This window comes from Corallococcus sp. CA054B (assembly GCF_003611625.1).
GTDB classification, from domain to species: Bacteria; Myxococcota; Myxococcia; order Myxococcales; family Myxococcaceae; genus Corallococcus; species Corallococcus coralloides.
In genome coordinates, this window is sequence record NZ_RAVY01000043.1 from 1 (window position 1) to 22,594 (window position 22,594).

The following is a 22,594-nucleotide window of genomic DNA, read 5'->3' on the forward strand; positions in this document are numbered from 1 at the left end:
GTTGTCCTACCTACCCTTCAGGACGGGACAATGTTCACCCTCTTCACAACATCCGGGCCTTCCTGTAGTTCCAAGATGTTGCACGTTGATCCGCCCCTGTTCCCCCACAGAGGACCATGACTGCTCCCACTGTCCTCATCTCGGATGATGAGCCCCTCGTCGTGTCCGCACTCGCCCGGGAGGCCAAGCGCTCCGGCCTCGTCTGCGTGTCCGACACCACCTCCGAACATGTGATGGAGCTGGCCCGCAAGCACCGGCCCGCGGTCATCATCCTGGACATCAACCAGCACCAGGATGGACGGGACCTGCTCGCGCAGCTGAAGAAGGACCCCGTCACCCGCGACTGCAAGGTCATCATGCTCAGCGGCGTGGAGGATCAGTTCACCCGCCACGTGTGCTTCGAGTTGGGCGCCGACGACTACGAAGTGAAGCCGTGCGACCCCACCTTCATGACCCGCATCGCCCGCATGGCCGCCGCCGCCGTGCGCCCTCCCGCTTCGCCCGAAGCCGCCTGACTCACGACGGCCGCAGCGAACGGATGGCCTGCGCGCGGTCCTTCGCGCCGAACACGTAGCTGCCCGCCACCAGCACCGTCGCCCCCGCGTCCACCACGCGCTTCGCCGTCTGCGCGTTGATGCCGCCGTCCACCTCGATGTCCACGTCCTTCAGCCCCCGCGCGTCCAACATCGCGCGCAGCCGGCGGACCTTGTCCACCGTGGACTCGATGAACGACTGCCCCCCGAACCCCGGGTTCACGCTCATCAAGAGCACCATGTCCACGTCCCCGAGCACCTCCTCAATCGCCGACAGCGGCGTGCCCGGGTTCAACACCACCGACGGCTTCGCCCCCGCCTGACGGATGGACTGAAGCGTGCGGTGCAGGTGGGGGCTCACCTCCTGGTGCACCGTCAGTACGTCCGCGCCCGCCTTCACGAACGCCTCCACGTACTTCTCCGGCTCGACAATCATCAGGTGCACGTCCAGCGGCTTCGTCGCCACCCGCTTGATGGCCTCCACGATGACCGGACCCAACGTGAGATTGGGCACAAACCTGCCATCCATGACATCCACGTGAACCCAATCCGCGCCAGCGGCTTCGATGGCGCGGACCTCTTCACCCAGACGGCTGAAATCACAGGAGAGCAGCGACGGAGAGATGCGGACAGGGCGGGTCATGGCGGCGTTTCATAACCGCTTCTGGAGGCCCCTGGTACCTCCGCCCGGCAGGACAGAGGGCTGGCGGACAGAGGTGGACCTGGCAGGTGGGGGGGCCGGGCGGCCGAGACAGCCCGCGTGCTAAAACCTGGCACGCCCGCGGCCATCCGCCGCATCCCACGGAGCCCGCCCCGGTGCTTCCCCAGTCCGTGCCCGCCTCCCCCAACCTGTCCCGCCGGCTCGCGAAGCTGACGTCCATCCTGGATGTCGCCAAGGCGATGAGCGCCGAGCGCGACCTGGACCTGCTGCTGCCCCTCATCCTCTATGAGGCCACCAAGGTCGTGGAGTCGGACCGCTGCTCGCTCTTCATCCTGGACCGCGAGCGCGAGGAGCTCTGGAGCAAGGTGGCCCAGGGCTCCAAGAACGAAATCCGCCTCCCCATGGGCAGCGGCATCGCCGGCCAGGTCGCCCACACCGGCGCCGTCATCAACATCCCCGACGCCTACGCCGACGCCCGCTTCAACAGCAGCTTCGATGTCTCCAGCGGCTACCGCACCCACACCATCCTCTGCGTCCCCATGCGCGACGCCAATGGAGAGGTGACGGGCGTCATCCAGGCCCTCAACAAGCGCGGCGGGCAGGTGTTCGACGAGGAGGACGAGGAACTCCTGCTCGCCCTGGGCGCCCAGGCCGCTGGCGCCATCGAGAACGCCCTCCTCCACGAGGAGATCAACCGCCTCTTCGAGGGCTTCGTCTCCGCGTCCGTCGTCGCCATCGAAGCGCGCGACCCCACCACCGCGGGCCACTCCGGCCGCGTCGCGGACCTCACCGTGTCCCTGGCCCAGGCGCTGGAGCACCGCACCACCGGCCCCTATGCCCAGACGCGCTTCACCGCCGTGGAGCTGCAGGAGCTGCGGTACGCGTCGCTCTTGCACGACTTCGGCAAGGTGGGCGTGCGCGAGAACGTGCTCGTCAAGGCGGAGAAGCTGTATCCGCATGAGCTGGACGCGCTGAGCGCCCGCTTCCAGCTGGCTCGCAAGGACCTGCAGCTGCAGAGCTCCCGCCGCCGGCTCGCCGCCGTGGAGGTCCGCGGCCTGGCGGCCCTGCCCTCCATCCATCAGGAGGAGGACGCGCGGCTTGCCCAGGAGCTGGCCCAGCTGGATGAGGTGATGGGCTTCCTGCTCACCTGCAACAAGCCCACGGTGCTCGCGCAGGGCAACTTCGAGCGGCTGCTGGAGCTGGGCAAGCTCACGTTCACCGACGCGCATGACCATGGGCAGCCGCTGCTCCTGCCCCAGGAAATCCAATCCCTCTCCATCACCCGCGGCACGCTCTCCCCGGAGGAGCGCCGCGAAATCGAGAGCCACGTCGAGCACACGTACCGCTTCCTGTCGCAGATTCCGTGGACCCGCGCGCTGCGCCGCGTGCCGGAGATTGCGTACGCGCATCACGAGAAGCTGGATGGCACGGGCTACCCTCGCGCCGTCCCGGAGATTCCGGTGCAGTCCCGGATGATGTCCATCTGCGACATCTACGACGCGCTCACCGCGAGCGACCGGCCCTACAAGAAGGCCGTGCCGCACACGCTCGCGCTGGACATCCTCAAGAAGGAGGCGGGGTCCGGACAGCTCGACAAGGACCTCTTCACCATCTTCGTCGAGGCGGAGATTCCCCGCCGGGCTCTCAAGAAGAGCCCGGCGTAGGGCCCTGCATCAGGCGCTGATGGTGTGCAGCCGGAGGCTGTTGATCTTCCCCGGCTGGCCCACCGGCGCGCCGAACACCACCACGACGCGGTCGCCCCTGCGCGCGAGGCCGCGCGACACCAGCTCCTCCTCCACGCGGCGGAGCATGGTCTCCGTCTCCTGGATGGGCTCCAGCACGCGCGGCACCACGCCCCAGAGCAGCGACAGGCGGCGGCGCACTTCCTGGTTCGGGCTGAACGCCACAATCGGCACCGTGGGCCGGTAGTGCGCCAGCAGGCGCGCCGTCACGCCCGACAGCGTGAAGGCCGCGATGAGCGAAGCGCCGCTGGCCTTGGCCGCCTCGCACGCCACGCGCGCGATGACGTCCGGGAAGTGCAGCGGCAGGCCCAGCGGGGCTTCAATCACACGCGGCTGCAGCTGCGCGCGCGAGGAGGACTCGGCCGCCAGGATGATGCGCTCCATCATCTGCACGGAGTCCACGGGGAACTTGCCGCTCGCCGTCTCACCCGAGAGCATCAGCGCGTCCGCGCCGTCGTAGACGGCGTTGGCCACGTCGCTGGCCTCCGCGCGCGTGGGGCGCGGGTTGTCGATCATCGAGTTGAGCATCTGCGTGGCCACGATGACGGGCAGGCCGCGCAGGTTGGAGCGCCGGATGATGTCCTTCTGGACGGCGGGGACTTCTTCCGGGGGAATCTCCACGCCCAGGTCGCCGCGGGCCACCATCACGCCGTCCGTCTTGTCGAGGATAGCGTCCAGGCGCGCGATGGCCTCCGGCTTCTCCAGCTTGGAGATGATGGGCACCGTGCGGCCCACCTCCGCCATGGCCTGGCGCGCGGAGTCCAGGTCGGACGGCTGACGCACGAAGGACAGCGCGATGTAGTCCACGCCCGCCTTGAGGCCGAAGATGAGGTCCTCGCGGTCCTTGGGCGTGAGCGCGTCCGCGCGCACCGCCACGCCGGGCAGGTTGATGCCCTTGTTGTTCTTCAGGATGCCGCCGTGCACCACTTCCGTCTTGATGAGCTGCTTCTTGTCCGTCTCCACGACGCGCAGCTCCAGGAGGCCGTCGTCCAGGAGGATGCGGTCGCCCGGGTTCACGTCCGCCGCCAGGTGCGGGTACGTGGTGGACACGATTTCGTCCGTGCCCTTCACCGTCTCGTCGGTGGTGATGTGGAAGGTGGCGCCGTGCTTCAGCTCCGTGCTGCCCGTGACGAAGCGGCCGGTGCGAATCTTGGGACCCTGCAGGTCGCCCAGGATGCCCACCGCCTTGCGCACCTTCAGCGAGGCCGCGCGCAGCATGTCGATGTTCGCCTGATGCTGCTCGTGGCTGCCGTGGGAGAAGTTGAGCCGGGCCACGTCCATGCCGGCCTCCAGCAGCGCTTCCAACATCTCCGGGGTCTGACTGGCGGGGCCGAGGGTGCAGACAATCTTTGCTCGTCGCATATGAGGCCGAACATCCGGCTCCACCGCGTTTCGGTCAAGACATCACCGAATGTGACCGAGCAGGTAAACCAGTAAATGTCCAGGCTGCTCGGCGTGCGCTCAACCGCGCAGCAGCGTGCCCAGGTTCTCGCGCTCCCAACGCAGCGCGGCGGCGTAGTGCGGGTACGTGCGCTCGCGCTCGCGGAAGGCGCGCGGGTGGTGCACGCGGCGCCCGGTGCGATTGCTGCTGGGGAACAGCTGGTGGAGCATCTCGTGGAAGACGATGAACTCCACGAAGAAGGCGGGCACGTCCGGCTTGTCCAGCGCGGGGTGGATCCGGATTTCGCGCGTCTGGTGGTCGTAGACGCCCAGGCGGATGGACTTGCGGCGGCGGCGCGGCGGCATGCGGCCCCAGCCGATGCGGGCCTGGATGGCGTTCTGGAAGTAGGCCTCGTTGACGCCGTTGTAGAGCGCGCGCAGGTCGAAGCAGCGGCCCAGCGGATTGAGCTCCGCGTCGGATTCCCGGCGCAGCTGGCGGATGAGCGGCTGCTGGCCCCGGATGTATTCGTCCAGGAGGGCGCCCGCGGCGCGGTGCCCCCGGCCCGCGTAGTCCGCCACCGCGCGCACGATGACTTCGGGCGCGTCCAGGAACATGTGGTGCAGCCGCAGCTGGAGCACCTGCGAGCCGCGGCGGAAGGACACCATGGTGGAGCGGTTGTCCGTCACGGCCAGGCGCACCGGCATGCCCAGGTTCGCGCTCAACCGCCACGCGAGCGACTCCGCGCGAGACCAGAGCTCCTCACGCGACGCGGTGAGGACGCGCGGCGCTTCCTCCGCGACGCGGTTGCGCGGCGGCAGGGGCGCCTGTCCTTCCGGCACGCGCTGCGCGGGAGTGGCGGCGCGTTCCGCGGACGAGCCACGCGGGAACAGGGACATCTGGCGGAAGGCTTCGGGCGTCACGCGGGGGGCATCGTACCCGGCACTTCCCGAACCTCAAGGCCAGGGGCTGGATGCCCGTCCGCCTGTCGACCGGGCCCACACCCCGAGCGTGACACCCCGGGTTGAATTCGTCCCAGAGGCATCGTCCTTCAGGGCAAGGGGCCCGGGTCGCCATGGCGCGACTTGAGCAGCCGCTCCAGCCGCTCCGGCTCCATGCGCACCACGAAGGTCTTCTCCCGGGCATAGGTCACCTGCCCGGGGGCAGCGCCCTTCAGCTTGCGGACGAACTTCACCGGCATGTAGCTGACCTCGCCGCGGGGTTCGCCCTTGGCGCCCGAGTGGTGCAGCGCGAGGTGCGCCGCGTCCAGGAGCACCTCCTGCGCCACCTCCGCGTTCTTCTCCAGCGGCACCACCACGTGGCTGCCCGGCAGGCCCCGCGCGTGCAGCCAGATGTGCCACGGACGGGCCACCTTGAAGGTGAGCTGGTCGTTGTCCTCCGCGCCGCGCCCCACCCAGATGCGCGCGCCGCCGTGGCCCACGTACTCCTTGAAGGGGAGGCCTCCCTTCGGGCCCTCTTCCCCCTGGGTCACCTGGAGCACTTCCACCTGCGCGAGCAGCGCGGCGTCATCCATGGCTTCAATCTGCGTGAGCGCCGTCTGCGCGTGCGCCACCTCGCGCGCGAGCTCCGCCTCGCGGTGGCGGGCCTGCTCCACGCCGCGCAGGAGCCGCCGGTACTGGTGGAAGTGCCAGTCCGCCTCCTCCTTCGGGGTGCGCTTCGGGTCCAGCTTCACCTGGACCTCCTCCACGCCCGCCTCCGTATAGGAGGTGAGCGTCACCTGCGAGGCGCCGCGCTTGAGCCGGTGCAGGTTCTGCGCGAGCAGCTCGCCCACCTCGCGGTGCTTCTCCGCTTCCGGGCCACGCTGGGCCTCCGCGCGCACCTTCTCCAGCGTGCGCGAGGAGCGCTTCAGCCGTGCGCGGTACGGCTGCGCGAGCCGGCGGCGGATGGCGTCCGCTCGGCTGGTGCGGTCCTTCTGTCCGAGCACCCGCTCGGCGGCCTGCAGCCTGGGCAGCGCGTCTTCTTCCTTCGGCTCCAGGCGCGAGGGCTGCGCGCGGCCCTTCGCCAGCGCCTCCGCGGACACGGGCTCCGGTGGCGACCACTGCGCTCCGGGATAGAGGTTGCGCCTCGGGCCGAAGCCCTCACCGGAGAGCATCAGCACCCGGTGGTTGTCGCTGAGGAGCAGCAGGCCTCCGGGCGCGCCCACCTCCATCACCAGCCGGCGGCGCACGTCCTCGCGCTCGAACTCCAGGATGACGGCGCGGCTCTCCTCCAGATAGCGCGCGGCCACAAGCTTGAAGCCGGTGAGTTCCTGACGGAGCCAGCGCTGGAAGGGGGCGGGCTCGCCCGGCGTGGGGAAGCGGTCCTCCGCAACGGACAGGCGCGACAGCTCGCCTTCGGCGCAGAGGCAGAGGACCACCGATCTGCCGGGGACGCGCAGCTCCAGGTAGGCCAGGCGGGGCAGCGGGCACCACGCCTTCTGGGCCACCGCGCCCACCAGCCGGGCCGCGGCCTCCGCCACGACCTCACCGAACTCCACCGGACGCAGCGACATGGGCCCCTCCCGGGCGGACACACGAGGAGACGTAAACCCCTGGCCCGCAAAAGAAAAACGGCCCGGCGGGTTTCGCCGAGCCGTTCACCGGACGTCAACGGACGCCCGAAATGACACCGCTACTTCAGGCTTCCGGGGTGGCCGGGGCCGCGGGGGTCGCAGCCTTCCGACGGGAAGCGGTCTTCTTCTTCGCGGCCTTCTTGGCGACCGGCTTCTTCGCGGCGGCCTTCTTGGCCGTACCGCGCTTGGCGGCAGGGGCCTTGCGGGCGGTCTTCTTCGTCGCGGTCTTCTTCGTCGCGGCCTTCTTCGCGGTCTTCTTCTTCGCGGCCATCGGAATCCTCCGTTCAGTGTTGAGGCCCGCGAGGACGCGAGCCCTGCACCCACTTCGAACTGAACGTGAGTGCTTGAAATGAATGGTACGGGCGACATGCCAGTGTGTCAACGCATGGTGATGTATTGCAGTGCGCGGCGAGGCCGATTTTTGGCCTCCGGGCGCTTCGAACCGTTCGTGGCGGTCATTTCAGGGGTCCGACGCGTCGCGTGCGGGGCCCAATTTCCGGCTCCGGACGCATTTCGCGGGTCCGCGCTACAGGTCTGGATGTCCGCTGCCGTGCATCCGGTGCGCGCGCATCGCGTTGCTTCCCGTCGTGGAGGTGGCGGCCTACGGTGCCCGCCCGCATGAGCTCCACCGCGCTGACCTTCCCCGCGTCCTTCACCTTCGGCGTCGCCACGTCCGCGTACCAGGTGGAGGGCGGCATCGAGAACGACTGGGCCGAGTGGGAGCGGCAGGGGAAGTTGAAGGAGCCCCATGCGAGATGCGGCATCGCGGTGGACCACTGGCGCCGCTACGCGGAGGACTACGCCCTGGCGAAGGCGGTGGGGGCCACGGCGTTCCGGCTGTCGCTGGAGTGGGCGCGCATCGAGCCCGAGCGCGGCCGGTTCGATGGCGCGGCGCTGGAGGGCTACCGCGAGCGGCTCCTGAAGATGCGCGCGCAGGGCCTGCGGCCGGTGGTGACGCTCCATCACTTCACCCACCCCACGTGGTTCCACGCGTCCACGCCGTGGCACCTTCCGGAGAGCCTGGAGGCCTTCCGCCAGTACGTGCGCCGGTGCGCGCCCCTGTTGGAGGGGCTGGACGCGCTCGTCATCTCCTTCAACGAACCGATGGTCCTCTTGTTGGGCGGCTACCTCCAGGGCCTGATGCCGCCGGGCATCGCGGACGGAGCGAAGACGATGGCCGCGCTCGGGAACATGGTGCGCGCGCACGTCATCGCTCGGGAAGAGCTGGGCCAGCACCTGGGCCGGGTGGAGCTGGGCATCTCCCAGAACATGCTCGCGTTCGCGCCGGACCGCTGGTGGCATCCCCTGGACCGCTCGCTGGTGCGGCTGGCGGCCCCGGCCTACAACCACGCGTTCCACGAGGCGCTGTCGTCCGGCCACCTGCGCGTGTTCATGCCGGGCGTGGCGTCCACGGACGTGCGCATCGAGGGGGCGCGCGACTCCGTGGAGTTCGTGGGCCTCAATTACTACACGCGCGCGCACCTGCGCTTCATGCCGCGCCCGCCCTTCATCGACTTCAAGTACCGCGACCCGGACGGACGCGGGCTCACCGACATCGGGTGGGAGCAGCGGCCCGAGGGCTTCCTCCAGTTGCTCCAGGAGGTGAAGCGCTACGGCAAGCCGGTGTGGGTCACCGAGAACGGCATCGACGACCGCAAGGGGACGGTGCGGCCGGAGTACCTGCACGCGCACCTGCGCCAGGTGCTGGCCGCGCGCGAGGCGGGCGTGGACGTGCAGGGCTACCTTTATTGGAGCCTGCTGGACAACTTCGAGTGGCTGGAGGGTTGGGGCCCGCGCTTCGGCCTCTACCACGTCGACTTCGACACGCTGGAGCGCCGCCCCACCCCGGCCTGCGACTACTTCCGCGCGGTGGCCACCGGGCGCGTGCTGGTGCCGCCGGCATCCGTCGCGGGCGTGGCCAGCGCTCAGCCCAGCGCCGCGCGGTAGTCCACTTCCGGCTCCTCTAGAGGAGCGGTGGGGTCCGTGTCCGCGCCCGCGAAGAAGCGGCGCACGCTGTCCTCCACCGCCTCCGGCGAGTCCAGCCCGTTCACCTCCGAGCGGAAGTGCGCCGCGCCCTTGAGGCCATGGGCGTACCAGGCCAGGTGCCGGCGGAAGGAGCGCACCGCGCTCAAGGGCTCCCCGACGAACTCCGCGTGGGCCCGGGCGTGCTCCAGCACCAGCTCACAGCGCTCCTCCGGCGTGGCGGGCGGGCCGCCTCGCAGCTCACGGAAGAGCCACGGGTTGCCCAGGGCGCCCCGGCCAATCATCACGAAGTCGCAGCCGGTGCTGTCCAGCATGCGGTGGGCGTCCGCCACCGTCTTCACGTCCCCGTTGCCCATGATGGGCAGCTCCGGGAAGTGGCGCTTCAGGTCCGCGATGTGGGCCCAGTTCGCCTGCCCCGAGTAGCCCTGCTCGCGGGTGCGTGGGTGCAGGGCGAGCCCCGCGCAGCCGGCCTCCTGCAGCGCCTCCGCCACCTTCAGGTAGTTGAGCGTGCGCGCGTCCCAGCCCGAGCGGATTTTACAGGTGACGGGCAGGCCGGTGGCTTCACGGATGGCGCGGACGATGTCCGCGGCGCGGGGCACGTCGCACAGGAGGCCGCTGCCGGCGCCGTTGCGCACCACCTTCTTCACCGGGCAGCCCATGTTGATGTCGATGACCTGCGCGCCCGCGGCCTTGCCCACCTGCGCGGCCTGGGCCATGGCCTCCGGCTCGCCTCCGAAAATCTGGAGCGAGTAGGGCTTCTCCACGGCAGGGTCGTAGCGCAGGTACTTGAGGGTGCGCTGGTTCTGGCGCATCAGGCCCTGGGCGCTGACCAGCTCCGTGGGGCAGAGGGCCGCGCCCAGCCGGAAGGCGATGACGCGGAAGGGGCGCTCGCTCACGCCGGCCATGGGCGCGAGGATGTAGGGGTTGGGGAGCGTGTAGGGACCCAGCTTCAGCATGGCGGAAGACACCCTATAACCCGGAGGGGAACAGAAGCGCGCGGGGCATGAGAACGGCCCTGCGCGAGTGGGGGCCAACGATTAAGGTCCCTCCCCATGTTCCGTTTTCGACTCGGGAGCGTCCCCGTCCACGTCCACACGAGTCACCTGCTGTTCTCAGCGGTGTTCGCCTACCAGTCCCTGCCCCTGCCGGGCCGGCACTCGGGTGCCGGGTGGCTGGGGGACCAGCTGGCCGACGCCTCGTCGCCCGGGCACATGGGCGCGGTGGTGAGCTACGTGCTGGCGTGGATGTTCATCGTCTTCGTGTCCGTGCTCGTCCATGAGCTGGGGCACGCGGTGGCCTTCCGCTTCTTCGGGTACCAGCCGAGCGTGGACCTGGTGTTCATGGGCGGCGTCACCCGGCCCAACACGGACTCGCCCCTGCCCTGGCACAAGGACGTGGTGAGCAGCTTCGCGGGCCCGCTGGCGGGGCTGACGCTGGGCGTCCTGTGCTGGCTGGTGCTGATGCAGGTGCGGGGCCGCTCGGAGGTGGCGGACTTCTTCCTGAGCAACTTCTTCTTCGCCAACATGGTGTGGGCGGTGCTGAACCTGCTGCCGGTGCCTCCCCTGGATGGCGGGCACATCAGCACGGCGCTGGCGACGCGGATGTTCGGGCGGCGGGGCTTCATCGTGTCGCACGTGCTGGCGCTGGGGCTGTGCGTGGGCCTGGTGCTGCTCAGCATCAAGAGCGGGGCCCTGTTCATGGGCGTCCTCTTCGCCATGTTCGGCTTCCAGGCGTTCCGCGTGCTGTCGGACGTGATGCGCGCGCGCAACGAGGCCAAGGAGGAGGAGGGCCCCACCGCCCAGGCCCTGCGCGAGGCGCAGCAGGCGCTGCGCGAGGACCGGCTGGACGACGCGTGGCGGCAGGGCAACCGGGTGCTGGAGACGGAAGGCCTGTCCCCGAATCTCACCAGCCGGACCCATTACCTGCTGGGCTGGGTGGCGCTGAAGCAGGGCCACGGGCGGCCCGCGCTGGACCACTTCTCCCAGGTGCAGGGCCAGCCGGTGGAGATGCACGCGGTGGCGGCGGCGTTCTCCCTGGTGGGGGATGACGCCCGGGCGGTGGGCTACTGGAAGCAGGCGTGGGGCGAGTCGCAGGACCGCACCGTGATGCACGAGTACGCGGGCGCGCTCATCCGGCTGGGCCAGGTGAACGAGGCGCTGCGGCTGCCCGGCGTGGACCCGGCGTCCGCGTTCCGGTGCGCGGAGCGGGCGCTGTTCATCCGGGGCGCCTATTCGGAGGCCGCGGCGGTGAGCGAGGCGGCGCTTCGCCACGTGCCGGACCCGGGCATCGCGTACGACGCGGCGTGCGCCTTCGCGCGCGCGGGCAACGTGGCGGACGCGGTGCGGCTGCTCCAGCGGGCGGAAGGCCTGGGCTTCAAGGACGCGGCCTATGCCGCCTCCGACGAGGACCTGGCGCACCTGCACGGACACCCCGCCTTCGAGGCGTGGCTGGCGCGGCTGCGGCCGGCCGCGTCGTCCTGACGGGGTGACTTTCTCCCGTGCGGCGCCTTTCGGGCCCTAGAATCCGCGCCTGCCCGTGAGCCCTTCGTCCCCTCCCGTGAAACCTGGTGCCGCGCCCATGCGTACCGGGGACATGCCGGCATCTTCGGGAGCCTCCGGCGACTCGGACGAGGTGTTGATGGAGCGGTTCTGCCAGGGAGACGCGCAGGCGTTCGACGCGCTCTTCCAGCGCTATGCGCGCCCCGTCCAGGGCTACCTGGCGCGCCTCACCGGCAGCCCCGCCACCGCCGAGGACCTGGCGCAGCTCACCTTCCTGTCCCTGGTGCGCGCGCGGGGCCGCTATCAGCCCGGGGCCCGCGTCCGGCCGTGGCTGTACGCCATCGCCACCAACGCCGCGCGGGACCACGCGCGCCGCCACCGTAGGCCGGAGGACCTCACGCCCGAGGGGGAGTTGCCCCTCACCGCCGTGGCGGACACGCCGGAGCCTCGCGACGCGGGCCTGGAGCGCGCGGTGCAGCACGCCCTGGCGCAGCTTCCCGAAGGCCAGCGGCTGCCCATCCTCATGCACCGCTTCGAGGGCATGGGCTTCGCCGAGATCGCCGAGGCCCTGGGCCTCACCGAGAGCGCGGTGAAGGTCCGCGCCCACCGGGGCTATGCGCGCCTGCGAGAGCTGCTCGCGCCCCTTCAGCAGGAGACTTCACGATGACGCCCGAGTGCGAACGCGTCCTGGACCGACTGGACGGCCCGTTGCCTCCGGACCTGGCGTCACACGCGGCCGGGTGCGCGGACTGCCGCGCCCTCCTGGAGGGCTTCCAGGTGCTGGCGCCCCCCTCCTCCGCTCCTCCCGCCGTGCCCATCGACGAGGGGAAGCTCGAGCAGTCGCGGCGCCAGTCGCTGACGGAGCTGGCGGCGCACCCTCGGCCCACGCCGTGGTGGCAGGAGGTGGCGGTGCTGCTCGCCACCTATCTGGGCGTGGGCGTGATGGGGCTGCTCTGGGTGGGCCGGCACGGGATGATGCTCAACTCCGCCTCGCCGCTGGCGGTGGCGCTCGTGGCGCTGCTCATCGTCGTGGGCGTGGGCGGCGGAGCGTTGGTGGCCCTGGCGCCGAGGCAGCGCGCCTGGCCCTTCACGCTCGTGGCCGTGGGCGCGCTCGTCGTGGCGCTGGCGCAGCTGACCGGGCGCTCGGGCGTCCAGGTGCGGCCGTTCCTCGCGGGCACCCTGGGGTGCATGGGCGCGGAGGTGGCGCTGTCGGTGGTGCCGCTGGCCCTGGCGCTCGTCCTCTTGTGCCGCTCCGCCTTCCAGCCCGTGCGGGCGCTGGCGGCGGGCCTGTCCTCCGCGGGTGTGAGCCTGCTCGTGCTGCACGTGCACTGTCCGGACGGCAGCGCGGGCCACCTGATGCTGGGCCACGTGCTGCCGTGGTTCGTGCTGGCGGGCGTGGCGGTGTTCATCCGCTCGCGCCTGCCGTCCCGCTCGTTCGCGCCCTGAGTGCGGGCGCCAGGAGGCCTACTGGAGGCGCGACAGCGCTTCCTGGGGGAAGGCGCGCGCGTCCACCTTGGCGTGCCACTCCTTGATGCGGCCGTCCGGCCCGATGACGACGCCCACCCGGCGCGCGTTGGGGGCCGAGGCGTCATCCGCGGCCCCGTAGGCCAGCCCCACCTTGCGATCCACGTCGCACAGGAGCGGGAAGTTGAAGCCGAACTTCTGGGAGAACGCCTGGTTCTCCTCCGGCGTGTCGAAGCTGATGCCCAGGATGGCGGTGCCCTTCGCCTCGTACTGGGCCTTGTGGTCGCGGAAGGAGCAGCCCTCCGCGGTGCATCCCGGGGTGTCCGCCTTCGGGTAGAACCAGAGCACCACGTTCTTGCCCCGGTAGTCCGACAGTCGGTGCGTCTTTCCCGTCGCGTCCTGCACGGTGAACTCCGGCGCCACGTCTCCCTGCTTGAGCATGTGCGATGCCTCCTTCATGGGGTGGAAACCGGGGGCGTCGTAGCACGCTCCGGGGGCAGGGGGCCGGGCACCGCTCGGATGATGTGTGGAGTGGAGTGCAGGCGGACGGCACCGGAGCGTCGGCGTCATCAAGATGCTTGAAACGCACCGGCCTCCTCCATTTAGTAGGTGCACCAAATGAACACCTCCGACGAGCCTCCGCCTGCCGAAACGCAGCGGATGGCCGCGCTCACGCTCTGGGCGCGACAGAACCTTTCACGCCTCATCTATTTCCTGCTGGGCGCGTCCAACCGCATCCGCCTGCCGACCCCCTCGGTGTTGCCCATCGCGGGCGCGGTCGTCGGGCTCTACAGCGGACTGGCCGCGGGCATCTTCTCCAACCTCATTGGCGTGATGAGCGGCATCACGTTCAGCGCCGCGGAGCTGGCGGCGACGTTGAAGCCGCAGCGGCTGCGCACGTTGATGGAGTCGCTCGCCTCCGCGCGCTGGCACCTGGAATACGCGATGGTGGGCGTGCCGCTGGCGCTGGGCGCGCTCCTGCTGGCGCGGGTCATCGATCCCGGAGGCCCTCGCGATGAAGTGAAGCGCCGCCTGCGCCTGCTCGCGCTGCTGACGCTGGGCGCGCTGTCGCTCTACTACCCGCTCGTGGGCCTGGCGGCCGTGAACGCCGTGTTCGGCCATGCGCACAACCTGGCCTCGGCGATACCGCACCTGCCCTGGTGGCTGATGCTGCTCGCGCCCACCGTGGGCGGCCTGGCGGTGGGGCGGCTTTTGCGCGACCGGCCGGAGACGCACGGGCACGGCCTTCCGGAGGTGGTGCGCGCGGTGAAGAGCGGCGCCAACGTGGTGCCGGCGGACCGCGGCCTGCTCAAGCTCATCGCGTCCGCCATCACCATTGGCAGCGGCGGTTCAGCGGGCCGCGAGGGCCCCATCGTCTACGGAGGCGCGGCGTTCGCGTCCAGCGTGGGGCGCGTGCTGGGCTTCAGCCGCAAGGAGCTGTCCATCCTGCTGGCGTGCGGCGCGGGCGCGGGCATCTCCGCGTCCTTCAACGCCCCCATCGCGGGCGCGGTGTTCGCGATGGAGATCATCCTGCGCGAGTTCGAGCTGCGGGTGTTCTCCCCCATCATCCTGGCGAGCGTGGCGGGCACGCTGGTGAGCCGCGGCGTGCTGGACGAAGCGCCCCTGCTCAACCGGGTGAACTACGAGCTGGTCAGCGGCTCGGAGGTGTTTGCCTACGCGGCGCTGGGCATCGGGTGCGGGCTGATCTCGTTCTCGTTCGTGAAGCTGCTGCACGGCGTGGAGCACTTCTTCCACGGCGGCATGGGCGGGAAGCTGTCCCCGTGGCTGGGCCGGAAGCCGCTGCCGGTGCGCGCGGCGCTGGGCGGCCTGTGCACGGGCGTGCTCGTGTTCCTGAGCCCCACGGTGTGGGGCAGCGGGAACGACTACATCAACCTGGCGGCGGCCGGACAGCTGCCCTTCTTCTTCCTGGTGACGGCGTGCGTGCTGAAGCTCGTGGCCACGGCGCTCACCATTGGTTCAGGCGGCTCTGGCGGCACGTTCTTCCCGTCGGCGCTCATTGGCGCCATGGCGGGCGGCGCGTTCGGCACGCTGGTGCACTACTTCTTCCCGCACGCCACGGGCCCCAGCGGCGCGTACGCCATCGTGGGCATGGGCGGCGCGGTGGCGGCGCTCACGCGCGGTCCGCTCACCGGCATGATGATGCTGTACGAGCTGAGCGGCAGTCACGAAATCATCCTGCCGCTGATGGTGACGTGCACCATCGCGTCCGCGGTGTGCCACTTCCTCACGGAGCGCACGGCGCCCAAGGTGCAGAGCGACGAGGACCTGCTGGCGGCCACGCACGTGCGGGCCCTGATGACGGAGGTGCCCGCGGTGGCCGCGGGCACGCCGCTGCGCGCGCTGACGGACCAGCTGCTCACGTCCGAGGCCGGCACGCTGCCGGTGCTGGACACGGAGGGCAACCTCTACGGCACGGTGCAGGTGGAGCAACTGCGCGAGGTGTGGCGCGACGAGTCCATGTACCCGCTGCTCGTGGCCAGCGACCTGGCGCGCAAGCTGCCCGCGCTGGCGCCTGACTCGGACCTGGCGCATGCGCTCCAGGTGATGGACCAGGAGGACGTGGACGCGCTGCCGGTGGCGCCCGTGCTGGGACTCTCCCCGGGCGGACTCATCACCCGCGCCGCCGTCCGACGCTTCCTCTTCGCGCAGCACGCACGCGCGCACTCGACGGGCAACTACCCCGTCACCCCCTCCGAGGCGGCGCACTGAACCTTTGATGTAGGCCGCGGTCAGGGTGGGTCTGTCAGGAAACCCAGGGAGCGGGCATCCTTGGGCGCCATGTCCGAACCCGCCCTGTCCGCCCTGCGCTCCGAGCTGAACTCCACCTTCCACGATGCCCGGGTGCGTCAGATGGTGGCGCTGGGACGCAAGGCGCGGACGGACCCGGCGGCACAGGCTCAGCTGGACGCGCTGTCACGGGGTGACGCCTTCGAGCGGCGGCTGGCCCTGGCCGCCCAGTTCACGCGCCGGGATGGCGCGGCGGTGCTGAACGCCACGGCGGACGAGTCCTTCCGCGTGCGAGCGCTGGCCTTCGAGCTGGTGTCGCTGGCCTGTGACGATGCCCAGGCGCTGGAGGCACTGCGCATGGCGCACGGAATGCGCCGCGAGCAGGCCGTCATCCATCAGCTGCGCAAGCGCAAGCGGCACGCCGTCATCGACGCGTTCCTGGACGGGCTGGCGGAACGGGGCGAGCACGTCACCTTCGCGGACACGGCGCCGCTGGCCTCCGAGGCGAGCCTGCGCAAGCACCTGGCGCGGGCGCTGGAGCGGCCCAGCTACCGGTTCTGGGCGCGGCTGGCGCGGCATGCGCCGTCCGTGCTGGGCGAGGTGCTGCTGGAGCAGCTTCGGGCCGTGTCGGGCGAGCCGGACCCCGTCACCCGGCAGAACATGGCATGGGGCCTGGGGTGGCTGGCGGAGCGGACGCCCGACATGGCGGAGACGCTGCTGGCGCTGCTGCTGGAGCGGGGCATCCCGCCGGACGAGCACGCCGTGCGGACGCTGGTGAAGCATCGCCCCTTGCGCATGGTGGCGCTCCTGCGCCAACGCTCCCCGGCGTTCCTCCCGCACCTGCTGTTCGCGAAGTCCCTGGCGTCGCTGGACGCCGAGTCCCTGACGTGGATCGTCCAGCGCGACCCGACGCTGCTGGGCCGCGCGGAGGACGTGCTGAAGGAGCTGCCGGAGCCGCTGCACGCGACGCTCACCGAGGCCTGGGCCGCGTCCGTGGAGCGGGCCCCCGCGTGGGGCACGCCGCTCATCGCGCGCATCGCGGACCCGGCCCTGCGCGAGAGCGTCTACGCGCGCTGGACCGTGGGCGCGCGCACCCGGGATGGCGTCATCGCGCCAGAGTACGTGCGGCACCTGCCGGTGGAGCTGCGCGAGCGGGAGGCGCGCCGGCACCTGGACGAGGTGGTGGCCCTGGGCACGCGCGCCGAGGCGCGGTTTCCCTATGCGCGCTTCCTGCCCTGGGATGAAGCGCTGGGCGCGCTCCGGGGCACGCTGGGGCATCCGGACGCGGCGATGCGCGGAGTGGCGCTGAGCGCGCTCCTGGCGCTGCCCGGCCTGCGCCCGGACGAGCCCGCGTGGGTGGCCCCCGCGCTGGCGCTGGTGCTGGCCCGGAAGAACGAACAGGACCCGGTGCGCGGAGTGATGCTCCAGGCGCTGACCGAGTGGCCCCGCCGGATGTGGCGCGCCGAGCACACCGAGGCCCTGGGGCGGATGCTGCGCGACGCGCTGGACGCGGCGGACCTGTCCATGGGGACGGCGCAGTCGGCGGAGCGGCTGTTGGTGCGGGCCTTCAGCGCGGACCCGGCGTGGGGCGCGCAGTGGCTGGGCATCTTCCTCAAGGAGCGTGGCCGCATCCTGGACGGAGGGCTGGGCCACCGGTTGACGGACGACGAGGTGCGCCGGGCCGCGCCGTACCTGCTGGCGCTGGCGAAGAGCTGGGCGGAGCGCGAGCGCGGCGGTCCCCTGCTCCAGCTCGCGGCGAGCCTGGGCAAGCGCGCGGCGCTGGTGCCCGGCCTGTCGGACTGGCTCGTCTCCGTGCGCGACACGGCTCCCGACAACCGGCTGGCGCTGGCGTTGAGCGCGTGGCTGTCGCGGGAGGACCGGCCCCGCTTCGAGTCGACCCTCGCGGCCACCCTGCGGCGATGGCGGGACCGGGGCTGGGACGAGGAGGTGGTGGCGCTTGCGGCGGCCGAGAAGGACGGGCTTCCGCTGCACCGGGAGCTGGTGGAGGAGCTGGAGCGCGTGGCGCTGCGGCTGGGCAAGCCGTCCGGGAACGCGCTCTGGGTGCTGCGCTTCCGCGCGGTGAAGGACTTCGACCGGATGCTGCCCGCGCTGCTCAAGCGGGACGAGAGCGCCATCGCCATCCCCGTGGTGCGCGAGTTCCTGCACCGGCGGCGGCAGGACCTCTTGGGGCCGTACCTGAACGCGCCGGTCATCACCGGCCAGTTCTCCACGGGCGCGACGCACTGGCTGTTGCCGTTCGACTCGGGGTTCTTCCGGTGGACGGTGGAGCAGAACCGGGCGTATTCGCGCGCGCTCTCGAAGCTGTGCGAGGACATGGAGCGGGACACGCCGTCGGTGCTGGCGGCGGTGACGCGGATGGCGGCGCTGGACTGGGCGCCCATGGACGCGCTCCTGGCGCTGGCGAACGACAAGCGGCCCGCGGTGCAGGAGCGGGCCCTGCGGGTGATGGCCCGGTGCGACCAGGGCCAGGGCGTGCCCACGCTGTTGGGGGCCCTGGAGGACTCGCGAGCGCGCATCGCCATCTACGGGCTGCGCCGTGCGTTCAACGGCATGCCCGTCACGCGGGTGCTGTCGCTGCTGGCGGAGGTGCCGCTGACCAAGGTCACGGTGGCCAAGGAGGTGGTGCGCCTCCTGGGCGAGCTGCGCTCGGACGCAGGCTATGAGCGGCTCCTGGAGCTGGACGCGAAGCCGCTGCATCGCGACGTGCGCATCGCGCTCTTGCGTGCGCTGTGGGACCACCTGGACCGCGAGCCCACGTGGGCGGTGTTCGAGCGCGCCGTCACTGGCGAGGACGCCATCATGGCGTCGCGAGTGGGCGACATCCCGGCGGACCGGCTGACGGAGGCGCTGGATGCGCGGCTGTCCGCGCTGCTCGCGAAGGTGCTGGCGCGGCCGGAGCCGGATGCGCGCATCGACCTGCTGCGGCGCGCGGCCTGGCTGTCCGTGAAGGACCGGGAGCGCGTGTTCCTCTCCGCCTGTGGCGCGCGGCTGGCCTCGCCCTATGACGACGAGGTGCGCGCGGCGATGGGCGCGCTGGTGTACCGGGCCGACGAGCGCGACGTGGAGTTGTTCGAGCGGATGCTGGAGGCGGTGGCACGGGACCGGCGCGCGTTGAGCGTGGCGATGGATGCCCTGCTCCAGCCCCGGGACCGGATGCGGCCCGTGCCCCTGCACGCGGTGCAGGGACTGGTGACGGGGCTCCTCACGAAGGACCCGTGTCTGGCGACGCTGCGCGTGCGCTGCGCGGCGGTGGCCCTGGCCCCGCCGGCCTTCGCGAGCCACCTGGACACGATGGGCCAGGAGGGCTGGCTCCACGCGGACGCACTGATGGCGGCCCAGGTGGCGGTGTCGAACCTGCCGGTGGAGACGATGGAAAACGTCGGAGGGCGCCTGGCGCGGAGCTCCAGCCCGGAGGCGCGGCGCGTAGCCCTGCACTGCCTGGTGCGCGACGCGGGGGATGGGCGTGGCTGGACGGAGGAACGGCTGGCGGCGCTCGCCGAGTTCCAGCGCGATGACTCACCGCTCGTGGCCGGCGCCGCGCAGTTCGTGTTCCCGCCCCGGGAGATGGTGGCGGCCCCGGAAGAGGCGTAGGTCCCCCGACAGCGGTGCTCCAGAACTGGTCCGACTGTCGGACAGGTTCGTGCGGTTCGCCGCCGACCGGGCTTCACGTCCGTCCTCCCAGGCTTCGGACGCTCAGTTCAGCGAGCGGACCGGGGCCATCCACGCGGCTCCGCGCTCCGTCTCGCTCGCGTATTGCTCCAGTTGCAGCGCCCGGTGGGCCACGGTGTGTTCAGCCAGGACCCTGGCCCGGGCTCGCATGCCCAGCTGGCGCCGGTCCGCTTCCGGCATCGCGAGCAGGTAGCGCAGCACGTCCTGCTCCGTGCGGGCGACCATCACCTCCTCGCCCAGCGCGAAGATGTCCTCCAGCCCGGGCCAGGGGTCGCAGATGAGCGCCGCTCCACAGGCCGCGGCCTCGAACAGGTTCGCGCCCGGCGTGTGCTCGGCCTGGGAGAGGACCAGCGTGAAGCGCTGCGCACCGATGAAGCCCGCGTGCTCCTGGAGGGACGGGGCCGCGTGCCTCGCCACGTTGGCGGGACAGGCGTCATCCACCGCTGACAGCGTGCCCGCGAGGACGAAGCGCCCCTCGGACCAGCCGCGTGCCGCGCCCAGCAGCCATTGCATCAAGAGCCCCCGCCGCTCCGGCGACGCCGGCCCTGCGTACCCCAGGTCCCAGCGCGTCCGCCCGCTTCCAGGCGCGAAGTGCTCCGCGTCCACTCCCGGCAGGAACACGCGCGCGCGGGCCACGCCCCACTCGCGCTCCAACTGACGGGGCACCGGGCCCCCACTCGAGCAGAGATAGAGCCGGTAGCCCGTGAAGAGGTCCGGCGTCATGCAGGCGGGGTCCTCTCGCAGGGCGTGCCTCGCCAGCGTCCGGGGCGTGTCCCGGTCCCAGAAGACGGTGAGCCCTCGCGCCGTGTTCGTGGCCCAGCGGCTCACGTCCGCCACCTGCGGCACGTCCGCGTCCACCAGCACCAGGTCCGCGCGGCGCACCCGCGAATGGAAGCGCGCGTGGAGGTCCGCCAGGTCCAGATACGACGCCTCCCCGCGTGCACCAAGCGCCGTGCGCTCCAGGAAGAGGACCGTGTGTCCACGCCGCTGGAGCGCCTGCGCGAGCTGTCTCGGGGCCGAGGCCGCCTGTGCCTCGGCGGTGGCCCGGCACACGGGGCCCAGGAAGACGATGTCCATCCACTCGGGCCTCCTCACGCCCCCAGCCCGGCGGACGGAGGACGCCCCGCGCGCGGCATGTCCCAGGGCTATCGCTCCGCGCCCGGGGCGGACAAGCGAGCAGGCCTCGTGCCGCGTGAACTCCTCAACGGCACGGCCGGCATCCGGCCCGCGCGTGCCATGAGGACGTCCGCGAGTGGACCGTGCCCCTGTCCCGGAAGCCAGAGCGCCTGGGGCTACTTCGTCGCGGGCGCGGCCTGGGTGGGCGGCGTGTTTCCCGCCGGGGCCGCCGCGGGCTTCGCGGCGCCGCCCTTGCGCAGGGGACACGCGGCGATGGCGCCCGAGACGTCGATGGCGTCCTTGCCCTCGCTCACATTGAGCACCTTGCGGTCCTCGCCCACGACGAACGTGTAGCGCTTGGACACCGTCACCACCGGCATCTTCACGTCGTACGCGCCCACCACCTTGCCGTCCGGATCCGGGATGAACACGAAGGGCGCCTTCAGCTCCGTCTTGAAGCGCGCCAGCGTCTCCGCGTCGTCCGTGGAGAAGGCCAGCACCTGGCCCTGCGCCTGCTCGATGTCCTTGTAGCGGTCGCGGTACGCGGTCAGCTCCTTCGTGCAGCCGCTGGTGAACGCCTTGGGGAAGAAGGCCACGATGACGGGCCCCTTCTTCACCATCTCCGACAGCGTGTAGGTCGTCCCCGCGGTGTCCTTCACCGTGAAGTCCGGGGCGGTTTCACCCACCTGGGGAATCGCTGCGCTGAGCCATCCGACGACGAGCAGGGAGTTGAGCATGCCCGGGACTTAACGGGCCCCGGACACCGCGACAAGCTCCCCCGGCTTTACGACGACGCCATGCGGGCCCACACGGCGGCGGCGGCCTCGCGCGACTGCTCGGCCACCACCGTGGGGTTCACCGACAGCGGCCTGCGCGCCCACACGCGCCACACGCCGTCCACCATCACCGCCTCCACGTGGCGGCTGCCCAGCCCGTGCACCACGTGCCACGCCAGCGTCTCCGCCGTCAGCGGCGTGGGCGACAGATAGTCCAGCACCAGCAGGTCCGCGAGCGCGCCCTCGCGCATGGGGCCGATGGCCGCCTCGAACACCTGCGACGCCAGCCGGTGGCCGTTGGCCAGGTAGCGCAGCACGTCGATGGGCTGCCCCGCCTCGTGCGAGCGCAGGTACGCCGCCTGCGCCTCCGCGAACAGGTCCGGCGACGTGCCGTCCGTCCCCAGCGACGCGCGCGCCCCGAACTTCAGCGCGGGCGCGTAGCCCACCTCCAGGCCCTGGTTGGAGCGCGGCGTGTGCAGGAACCACGTCCCCGTGGCCAGCACCTGCGCCAGGTCCGCCCACGCCAGGTGGCCCACGTGCGCCGCCATGGCGCGAGGCGAGAGCAGGTTGCTGGTGAGCAGCCGCGTCACCGGCGGGTTGCCGTGGCGCTCGGTGGACAGGCGCTCGTCCAGCGGATCCTCCGCGAGAGGGAAGTGCAGCCCGGTGCCGGTGGTGTTGAGCGCCTCGCCCAGGCCCTGGAGCGCGTCATCCCCCAGCGTGAAGCAGGGGCCCGCGCCCACCTGTCCGCGGAAGCGGCCACGGGCCTTGCGCGCGAAGCTGACCGTCTCCTCCAGCCCCTCTTCGCGGCCCACCGCGCCCATGCGGTCCGTCACCGCGTAGGACAGCACGCCGCGCACGCCCACCTCATGGAGGCCGCGCGCCGAGCGAAGCAGCGAGCCCGTCACCGCCTTGGGCGAGGCATGCAAATCAAACAGGGTGGTGGTGCCGCACTGGATGGCCTCCAGGCCGCCCGCGGTGGCGGCCACCTGCACCGCGTCCAGGTCCAGCGCGTTCTCGAAGGGCCAGCGCACCTGCTCCAGCAGGGCCTGGTAGGACGTGGGCGTCGGACGGACCAGGCCGCGCGACAGCACGGTCGCCAGCCGGTGGTGGGCGTTGACGAGCCCCGGGAAGACGAGCTTCCCAGACAGCGCGACCACCTCGTCGTCGGGGCCGGGCGCAAGGTCCTCGCCTCGCGCCACGATGCGCTCACCTTCGATGCGCAGGTCCACCCGCTCCACGGACGCGGGCTCCAGTTCGACGACGAAACCACCCTTGAGGACGGTGCCCAACATCCCTCCCTGCATCCGCGACGGTACGCGAGGTTCGTGAAGGCGGCCCCCTCCCCTTAGGGGTCACGCTTGAAGCGGGGGACGTTAGCACTCCCGGCCCGTCCTCCGTCACCGGCTCCACACATCCCTGCACCCACACCCGTC

General features: G+C 71.3%; 18 protein-coding genes. 8 read left to right on the plus strand and 10 right to left on the minus strand.

The window, feature by feature from the left end:
* Positions 1-116 precede the first annotated feature (116 nt).
* Complete coding sequence (locus D7V80_RS13560) at positions 117-515, plus strand: two-component system response regulator (RefSeq protein WP_014399693.1); 399 nt, start codon at positions 117-119, stop codon at positions 513-515.
* A gap of 1 nt (position 516) precedes the next feature.
* Here D7V80_RS13560 and rpe read toward each other — a convergent pair whose 3' ends face one another.
* Complete coding sequence (rpe, locus tag D7V80_RS13565) at positions 517-1,176, minus strand: ribulose-phosphate 3-epimerase (RefSeq protein ID WP_120588558.1); 660 nt, start codon at positions 1,174-1,176, stop codon at positions 517-519.
* Positions 1,177-1,349: 173 nt separating this feature from the next.
* Between rpe and D7V80_RS13570 the strand changes: the two genes are divergently transcribed.
* Positions 1,350-2,858 carry an HD family phosphohydrolase gene (locus D7V80_RS13570; protein ID WP_120588559.1) on the plus strand — a complete coding sequence of 503 codons (1,509 nt, stop codon included), beginning with the start codon at positions 1,350-1,352 and terminating at the stop codon, positions 2,856-2,858.
* Between the two features lie 9 nt (positions 2,859-2,867).
* Here the strand turns inward: D7V80_RS13570 and pyk are convergent, their stop codons facing one another.
* From pyk to D7V80_RS13590, 4 genes are all read right to left on the minus strand, one after another.
* Positions 2,868-4,298, minus strand: coding sequence for a pyruvate kinase (pyk, locus tag D7V80_RS13575; RefSeq protein WP_120588560.1), 1,431 nt, complete (start codon positions 4,296-4,298; stop codon positions 2,868-2,870).
* 99 nt (positions 4,299-4,397) lie between these two features.
* Positions 4,398-5,213: a hypothetical protein gene (locus D7V80_RS13580; protein ID WP_120588591.1), complete on the minus strand. Its 816-nt coding sequence runs from the start codon at positions 5,211-5,213 to the stop codon at positions 4,398-4,400.
* Between the two features lie 152 nt (positions 5,214-5,365).
* On the minus strand, positions 5,366-6,826 hold the full coding sequence (locus D7V80_RS13585; RefSeq protein WP_120588561.1) for an NFACT RNA binding domain-containing protein: 1,461 nt from the start codon (positions 6,824-6,826) through the stop codon (positions 5,366-5,368).
* A 124-nt stretch (positions 6,827-6,950) separates the two neighbouring features.
* Complete coding sequence (locus D7V80_RS13590) at positions 6,951-7,157, minus strand: excinuclease ABC subunit A (RefSeq protein ID WP_120588562.1); 207 nt, start codon at positions 7,155-7,157, stop codon at positions 6,951-6,953.
* Between the two features lie 347 nt (positions 7,158-7,504).
* Between D7V80_RS13590 and D7V80_RS13595 the strand changes: the two genes are divergently transcribed.
* A complete protein-coding gene (locus D7V80_RS13595; RefSeq protein WP_120588563.1) occupies positions 7,505-8,833 on the plus strand; it encodes a glycoside hydrolase family 1 protein in 1,329 nt (442 codons plus the stop codon).
* Here D7V80_RS13595 and dusB read toward each other — a convergent pair.
* Positions 8,812-9,825: a tRNA dihydrouridine synthase DusB gene (dusB, locus tag D7V80_RS13600; RefSeq protein WP_120588564.1), complete on the minus strand. Its 1,014-nt coding sequence runs from the start codon at positions 9,823-9,825 to the stop codon at positions 8,812-8,814. The genes D7V80_RS13595 and dusB overlap by 22 nt on opposite strands.
* 96 nt (positions 9,826-9,921) lie before the next feature.
* Between dusB and D7V80_RS13605 the strand changes: the two genes are divergently transcribed.
* The 3 genes from D7V80_RS13605 (at position 9,922) to D7V80_RS13615 (ending at position 12,813) form a co-directional block, all read left to right on the plus strand.
* A complete protein-coding gene (locus D7V80_RS13605) occupies positions 9,922-11,349 on the plus strand; it encodes a site-2 protease family protein (RefSeq protein ID WP_120588565.1) in 1,428 nt (475 codons plus the stop codon).
* A gap of 112 nt (positions 11,350-11,461) precedes the next feature.
* The gene (locus D7V80_RS13610; protein ID WP_233585315.1) at positions 11,462-12,034 is read left to right on the plus strand and encodes an RNA polymerase sigma factor; all 573 of its coding nucleotides are present in this window, start codon (positions 11,462-11,464) and stop codon (positions 12,032-12,034) included.
* Entirely contained in the window at positions 12,031-12,813 is a 783-nt protein-coding gene (locus D7V80_RS13615) for an NrsF family protein (RefSeq protein WP_120588566.1), read from the plus strand. Before D7V80_RS13610 ends, D7V80_RS13615 begins: the two co-directional genes overlap by 4 nt.
* Before the next feature lie 18 nt (positions 12,814-12,831).
* Here D7V80_RS13615 and D7V80_RS13620 read toward each other — a convergent pair whose 3' ends face one another.
* A complete protein-coding gene (locus D7V80_RS13620) occupies positions 12,832-13,272 on the minus strand; it encodes a peroxiredoxin (protein ID WP_014399705.1) in 441 nt (146 codons plus the stop codon).
* Between the two features lie 177 nt (positions 13,273-13,449).
* Between D7V80_RS13620 and D7V80_RS13625 the strand changes: the two genes are divergently transcribed.
* Together D7V80_RS13625 and D7V80_RS13630 are read left to right on the plus strand one after the other, a co-directional pair.
* The gene (locus D7V80_RS13625) at positions 13,450-15,561 is read left to right on the plus strand and encodes a chloride channel protein (RefSeq protein ID WP_233585317.1); all 2,112 of its coding nucleotides are present in this window, start codon (positions 13,450-13,452) and stop codon (positions 15,559-15,561) included.
* Positions 15,562-15,630: 69 nt separating this feature from the next.
* Positions 15,631-19,191 carry a hypothetical protein gene (locus tag D7V80_RS13630; RefSeq protein WP_120588567.1) on the plus strand — a complete coding sequence of 1,187 codons (3,561 nt, stop codon included), beginning with the start codon at positions 15,631-15,633 and terminating at the stop codon, positions 19,189-19,191.
* A gap of 102 nt (positions 19,192-19,293) precedes the next feature.
* On the opposite strand, the gene D7V80_RS13635 is transcribed toward D7V80_RS13630, so the two are convergent.
* The 3 genes from D7V80_RS13635 to D7V80_RS13645 all read right to left on the minus strand — a co-directional run bounded on the left by D7V80_RS13635 (position 19,294) and on the right by D7V80_RS13645 (position 22,450).
* A complete protein-coding gene (locus tag D7V80_RS13635) occupies positions 19,294-20,346 on the minus strand; it encodes a glycosyltransferase (protein WP_120588568.1) in 1,053 nt (350 codons plus the stop codon).
* 215 nt (positions 20,347-20,561) lie between these two features.
* Positions 20,562-21,122: a peroxiredoxin gene (locus D7V80_RS13640; protein WP_014399709.1), complete on the minus strand. Its 561-nt coding sequence runs from the start codon at positions 21,120-21,122 to the stop codon at positions 20,562-20,564.
* A 47-nt stretch (positions 21,123-21,169) separates the two neighbouring features.
* Positions 21,170-22,450 carry an amidohydrolase family protein gene (locus D7V80_RS13645; RefSeq protein ID WP_120588594.1) on the minus strand — a complete coding sequence of 427 codons (1,281 nt, stop codon included), beginning with the start codon at positions 22,448-22,450 and terminating at the stop codon, positions 21,170-21,172.
* Positions 22,451-22,594: the final 144 nt, after the last annotated feature.